Source organism: Amycolatopsis sp. SID8362, from assembly GCF_010550475.1.
Classification (GTDB): Bacteria; Actinomycetota; Actinomycetes; order Mycobacteriales; family Pseudonocardiaceae; genus Amycolatopsis; species Amycolatopsis eburnea.
Window position 1 is genome coordinate 1 of the sequence record NZ_JAAGNB010000189.1, and the last position, 6,036, is coordinate 6,036.

Sequence of the window (6,036 nt, forward strand, 5' to 3'; positions counted from 1 at the left end):
CAGCGCGACGCTGCGGCCGCCGTGGGCGCTGCGGCTGCGGGCCGGGCTGTGCGTGTACGCCGGCGTCGCGATCGTCTACGTCGGCACGCTGGCCGACCTCGTGCACTTCTTCGCGCTGCTGCTGGCGATCCCGCTCGGCAAACGGCTCGTCGGCGGCCGGCGCGCGGACGAGCCCGCCGGCCCGAACCTGCGCGAGTGGCGGCTGCTGACCGTCGCCGGCCTGCTGCTGCTCACCGTCGCCGAGATCGTGATGTTCCTGGTGCCCGGCGACGGCCCGTTCGGCTCGGCGGAAGGCGTTTCGCTGTCGGCGCCGGAGCTGGCGGTCCTCGTGGTGCTCGTGCTGCCGATGCTCAACGGGCTGCGCCGCGGCGGGCGCGTCGCGTGGCGCTGGGCGGTCGCGTTGTCGGCTTTCGTGACGCTGCAAGGGCTCGCCGTCGCCACGCTCGTCGGGCTGGCCGACGTCTTCGGCGGGGACTACGACACCGCGGGCCTGCCGCTGTTCTTCGTCGACAATCTCTTGTGGACGGTCGAGCTCGGCGTCCTGATCGCCGCGCGCCACGCGTTCCGGGTGCCTTCGCGACGCCGGCTGCGGCGCCACGCGCAGGGCCCGGGGCCGGCGCTGGCCCGCTCGCTCCTGGGGCGCCACGGCGGCAGCACGCTGTCGTGGATGACGACCTGGCCGCGCAACACCTACTTCGTCCGCGAAGACGGCCGCTCCTACCTCGCCTACCGGCGGCACGCGGGGGTCGCGGTCGCGCTCGGCGACCCGATCGCGCCCGACGGCACCGCGGCGGCCACGGTCACCGAATTCACCACGATGTGCGAGAACTCCGGCCTGGTGCCGTGCGTGTTCTCGGCGACGGAAGCCACCGTCGCGGCGACGCGCGAGCAGGGCTGGCAGCACGTCCAGGTCGCCGAGGACAACGTGCTGGACCTCGACGGCCTCGAGTTCCGCGGCAAGGCGTGGCAGGACGTCCGGTCCGCGCTGAACAAGGCCGCCAAGCAGCAGATCGAATTCCGGCTGGTCCGCCTGGCCGACCAGCCGGAACCCATCCTCGCCCAGGTCCGGGCCCTCTCGGAGGAGTGGATCGCGGACAAGGGCATGCCGGAGATGGGGTTCACCCTCGGCGGGCTCGACGAGGCGATGGACCCGGCCACCCGCGTCGGCCTCGCGGTCGACGCGGAGGGCACCGTCCACGGCGTGACGTCGTGGCTGCCGGTCCACACCGGAGCGGGCAAGATCGGCGGCTGGACGCTGGACGTCATGCGCCGCAGCGCGCACGGTTTCCGCCCGGTGATGGAGTTCCTCATCGCGTCGGCCTGCCTGGCGTTCCGCGACGAAGGCGCGCGGTTCGTGTCGCTGTCGGGAGCACCGCTGGCCCGCAGCGGCTCCGGGCCGGCGCGGCCGGTGGACCGGGTGCTGGAGTCCCTGGGCCGCGTGATGGAGCCGTACTACGGTTTCCGCTCGCTGCACGCGTTCAAGGCGAAGTTCCAGCCGCGGCACGTCCCGCTGTACCTGGCGTTCCGCGACGAAGCCGACCTGCCCCGGATCGGGCTGGCGCTGAGCCGGGCCTACCTGCCGGACGTCCGGCTGCGGGAACTGGCGAAGCTGGTCAGTAGCTCTCGGGCACGCTGATCCGCTGGGGGAAGCGGATCTTCCGGCGGCTGACGACGTTCTGGTCCTTTTCGATCAGCCTGCCGTCGGTCAGCCGGAGCCAGTGGCCGTTCCGCGAATCGGTGAAGGCGAGCATCACCCCCGGCGTCAGGTCCGGGCGCTGCCACTCTTCGCGGATCGGCATCCGCCACTTCCCGGGCGGGAGGATCGCGTAGAGGTACTCGTCGTCTTCGATCACCGGCCCGCGGTGCAGGGTGGATCCGGTCATCGGCAGCTGCCGCACCAGGTCGAACGAGACGACGACGTGGTTGACCGCCTCGGCGTTCGCGTTGGAGACGACCATGTACCCGGCGGCGTCCGCCCCTGGCCCGGCGAGCTCGATCCACGCGGTGACCTTCGCGGCTTGCTCCTGCCGCTCGCGCCGGTCCCGTTCCCGCCGGTCCTCGCGCGCGACCCGGCCGTCACGGATGGCGATCCACAACGCCACGACGACGGCGGCGATCGTGCCGATGCCCCCGACCCACTGCCCGGAGGCGCCCCACCAGTCCGGATCCCGCGGCCGCACGAGCCAAATCGCCACCTTCGCCAGCAGCGGCCCGAAGAGAAGCAGGACGCCGGCGACCCCCAGCACCGCGAACGCGCCGATCCTGATCCGTCCGAGCCGTCTGTCCGCGTCACCACCCATGCGGGCAGCCTGCCGAATTCCGGCGCCTAGCGGTAGGTGGTCGGCGGCGGAGTCGTCGTGCTCCGGTCCGCCGCGGAGACGAACCGGTAGCTCCGCACGATCCCCACCAGGTCGTCGCGCACCGAGGGACCGCCCCGGTCGCTGTCCGCGTACGCCACCACGACCCCGGCCGACCCGGCGTTCCCGCCGAACGCCATTGCCGCCACCAGGGCGTGCTTGGCCGCGCACTCCCCCGTTTCCGTGGGGACGACGTCCGCGACCACGATCCGCGCCGGCGCTTTCGCCCCGTCGGCCTTCGTGAGCTGCGCGTCGGTCCCGGCGTCGGCGGTCACCGCGGCGAGCGGGCCGTCGACCGGGCTGAACGCGCTGACCCCGACGTCGGTGACCGCCTTGCGGGCCGCCGCGTCGAGATCGGTCAGCGGCTCCGTGGAAACGCCGGCGCCACCGAGGTCGCTGTCGCCGCAGAAGTGCTCGCCGAGGAACGCGCTCGTGATCAAGCGGAGCCCCGGGATCGCGCCGGTCTTCTCCCAGCCGTGCAGCGTGCCGGGTTCGGGCTTCCAGTTCGGCGGGACGTCGTAGGCGTAGGAACCGTCGCGGCCCGCCACCGACTGCCAGCCCGTGACGACCGCCGGGACCGCGGCCCGCGGCGACGGCGTCACCACCACCGGCGACCGCGGCGTCGGCGCCGAGGACGCGTCCCGCGGCTTGCCGACACCCAGCGCGTTCAGCACGCCGGCGACCAGCGCGATGAACACCAGGCCGAACCACGGCGCGCGCCGCCACTTCAGCCGCTTCGCGGCCGGACGGATCCGCTTCGGCTGCGCCCTCGGAAGGTCGGGCGCGTCCGCGTTGTCCTCGTACCCCGGCGTCGGGTCGTCCGGGCGCCGGGCCATCAGGACCGGACGAGCTTGACCAGGTGCTCGGCGACGGCGTCGACCGCGATCTCTTCGCGCTCGCCGGAGCGCCGGTCCTTGACCTCGACGACGCCGTTGGCCAGGCCGCGCCCGACCACCAGGATGGTCGGCACGCCGACCAGCTCGGCGTCGGCGAACTTGACGCCCGGCGTCGCCTTGCGGTCGTCGAGGATGACCTCGAGGCCCGCCGCGTCCAGCTCGGCGGCGATCTTCTCGGCGCCGGCCGCGATCGCCTCGTCCTTGCCCGCGATGACGATGTGCACGTCGAACGGCGAGACCTCGCGCGGCCAGATCAGGCCCAGGTCGTCGTGGTTCTGCTCGGCGAGCACGCCGACCAGCCGCGAGACGCCGACGCCGTACGAACCCATCGTGATCCGGATCGGCTTCGAGTCGGGGCCGAGCGCGTCGAGCTCGAACGCGTCCGCGTACTTGCGGCCGAGCTGGAAGATGTGCCCGATCTCGATGCCGCGCGCGGCGACCAGGGTGCCCTGGCCGTCCGGCGACGCGTCACCCTCGCGGACCTCGGCGGCCTCGATCGTGCCGTCCGGGGTGAAGTCGCGGCCGGCCAGCAGGTCGACGACGTGGTGGTCGACCTTGTCGGCCCCGGTGACCCAGGCGGTGCCGGGGACGATCCGGGGGTCGGCCAGGTAGCGCACGCCGTTGTCCTGCAGCGCCTTCGGGCCGATGTAGCCCTTGACCAGGAACGGGTTCTTCGCGAAGTCGGCCTCTTCGAGCAGCGCCACCTCGGCGGGCTCCAGCGACGCTTCGAGGCGCTTCATGTCCACTTCGCGGTCACCCGGGACCGCGACGCAGACCAGCTCCCACTCCTTCGCGCCCGGCTGACGCGTCTTGAGCATGACGTTCTTCAGCGTGTCCGCCGCGGTGAACGTGCGGCCCAGGTCCGCGTTGTTCAGGAAGGTGACCAGCGATTCGATGGTCGGCGTGTTCGGCGTGTGGTGCACCTGCGCCTCGGGGCGCCCCTCGATGGGCTGCGCGGGCGGCGCGGGCGTGACGACGGCTTCGACGTTCGCCGCGTAGCCCGAGTCCGTGCTGCGGACGTAGGTGTCCTCGCCCGTCTCGGCGACGGCGAGGAACTCCTCGGACGCCGAGCCGCCCATCGCACCCGACGTCGCCTTCACGACGACGTATTCGAGGCCGAGCCGGTCGAACAGCTTCGTGTACGCGTCGCGGTGGGCCTGGTAGGAGCGCTCCAGGCCCTCGTCGTCGAGGTCGAAGGAGTAGGAGTCCTTCATGACGAACTCGCGGCCGCGCAGGATGCCGGCGCGGGGACGCGCTTCGTCGCGGTACTTGGTCTGGATCTGGTACAGCGTGACCGGGTAGTCGCGGTACGAGCTGTACTCGCCCTTCACGGTCAGCGTGAAGAGCTCTTCATGCGTCGGGCCGAGCAGGTAGTCGGCGCCCTTGCGGTCCTTGAGGCGGAAGAGGCTGTCGCCGTATTCGGTCCAGCGGCCGGTCGCCTCGTAGGGCTCCTTCGGCAGCAGCGCGGGGAACTGGATCTCCTGCGCGCCGATCTTGTTCATCTCGTCGCGCACGACGTTCTCGATGCGGCGCAGCACGCGCAGGCCCAGCGGCAGCCAGGAGTACCCGCCCGGGGCGACCCGGCGGACGTAGCCGGCGCGTACCAGGAGCCGGTGGCTCGGTACCTCGGCGTCCGCCGGATCCTCGCGCAACGTGCGAAGGAACAACGACGAAGTCCTGGTGATCACTGCGGGGCTCCCTGCGCCGGGCGGGTGTGAAAGTCCCGCTCAGGGTAGTCAATCCCCCGGCCGTGACTCCAACGGGTTACTCGGCGGCCCGTTTTTGTCGGGGGTCGCCGCTAGCTTCGGGGCATGGCGATCCACATGGGCATGATCACGATCGACTGCGCGGACCCGCGCGGCCTGGCGGAGTTCTGGACGGCGGCGCTCGAGACGACGGTGGCGCAGGACTACGAGGGCGAGTTCCTCATCCTCGCGCCCACCGACGGCGGCCTCCCGCTGGCCCTGCAACGGGTACCGGAGGCGAGAGCGGGCAAGAACCGGGTGCACGTCGACTTCGGCGGTGACGAGCGCGAGGCCGAGGTGAAACGCCTGGTCGGGCTGGGTGCGAAGGAGGTCGCGGAGCACCGGGTGCCGGGCCTGACCTGGACGGTGCTGGCCGATCCGGAGGGCAACGAGTTCTGCGTTTCGGGAGGTGAGCACTGAGCACGGGCGCCGGGTAGAAAGGCGGCATGAGCGCTCGCGTACTGCTGCCCTGGACCGACATCGAGGTGCCGGAAGGGGTCGAAGCCGCGTACTACGACGGTGGCGAGGCCGTGCCGGACGACCTCGGCGGCGTCGAGTTCTACGTGCTGCCCTACGACCGCGGGCCGGAGCCGCCGAAGCTGATCAAGGAGCTGCCCGCGCTGCGGGTGGTGCAGTCGCTGTCGGCGGGCGTCGAGGCGGTCGTGCCGCTGCTGCCGTCGGGCGTCCGGCTGGCGAACGGGCGCGGGCTGCACGACCTGAGCGTCGCCGAGCACGCCCTCGCCCTGATCCACGCGGCCCAGCGGGACCTGCCCCGCTGGTTCGCGCAGCAGGCGCGGGGCGAGTGGGTGCGCGAGCACACGCGGTCACTCGCCGACAGCCGCGTGCTCCTGGTCGGCCACGGCTCGATTGGGCAGGCGATCGAGCGCCAGCTCGTCGCGGCGGAGGCGGTGGTGACGAAGGTGGCGAGCCGCCCGCGTGCGGCGGAAGGCGTCCACGGCGTCGCCGAGCTGCCGGAGCTGCTGCCCGCCGCCGACATAGTGGTGCTGATCCTGCCGGACACCCCGGCCACCCGCGGCC

Annotated in this window: 6 protein-coding genes; 3 read left to right on the forward strand and 3 right to left on the reverse strand. The window is 72.3% G+C overall.

The window, feature by feature from the left end:
- A partial coding sequence (locus G3I65_RS06940; protein ID WP_160695348.1) for a bifunctional lysylphosphatidylglycerol flippase/synthetase MprF occupies positions 1 to 1,636 on the forward strand: 1,636 nt, incomplete at its 5' end.
- On the opposite strand, the gene G3I65_RS06945 is transcribed toward G3I65_RS06940, so the two are convergent.
- From G3I65_RS06945 to G3I65_RS06955, 3 genes are read right to left on the reverse strand one after another with little or no spacing between them, the layout of a single operon-like run.
- A complete protein-coding gene (locus tag G3I65_RS06945) occupies positions 1,614 to 2,300 on the reverse strand; it encodes a hypothetical protein (RefSeq protein WP_160695349.1) in 687 nt (228 codons plus the stop codon). The two genes, G3I65_RS06940 and G3I65_RS06945, sit on opposite strands and share 23 nt — an antisense overlap.
- Positions 2,301 to 2,326: 26 nt before the next feature.
- Positions 2,327 to 3,193 carry a hypothetical protein gene (locus G3I65_RS06950; RefSeq protein WP_160695350.1) on the reverse strand — a complete coding sequence of 289 codons (867 nt, stop codon included), beginning with the start codon at positions 3,191 to 3,193 and terminating at the stop codon, positions 2,327 to 2,329.
- Complete coding sequence (locus G3I65_RS06955; protein ID WP_160695351.1) at positions 3,193 to 4,941, reverse strand: proline--tRNA ligase; 1,749 nt, start codon at positions 4,939 to 4,941, stop codon at positions 3,193 to 3,195. Before G3I65_RS06955 ends, G3I65_RS06950 begins: the two co-directional genes overlap by 1 nt.
- A 123-nt stretch (positions 4,942 to 5,064) precedes the next feature.
- Between G3I65_RS06955 and G3I65_RS06960 the strand changes: the two genes are divergently transcribed.
- Together G3I65_RS06960 and G3I65_RS06965 are read left to right on the forward strand one after the other, a co-directional pair.
- A complete protein-coding gene (locus G3I65_RS06960; protein ID WP_160695352.1) occupies positions 5,065 to 5,418 on the forward strand; it encodes a VOC family protein in 354 nt (117 codons plus the stop codon).
- 26 nt (positions 5,419 to 5,444) lie between these two features.
- A partial coding sequence (locus G3I65_RS06965; RefSeq protein WP_160695353.1) for an NAD(P)-dependent oxidoreductase occupies positions 5,445 to 6,036 on the forward strand: 592 nt, incomplete at its 3' end.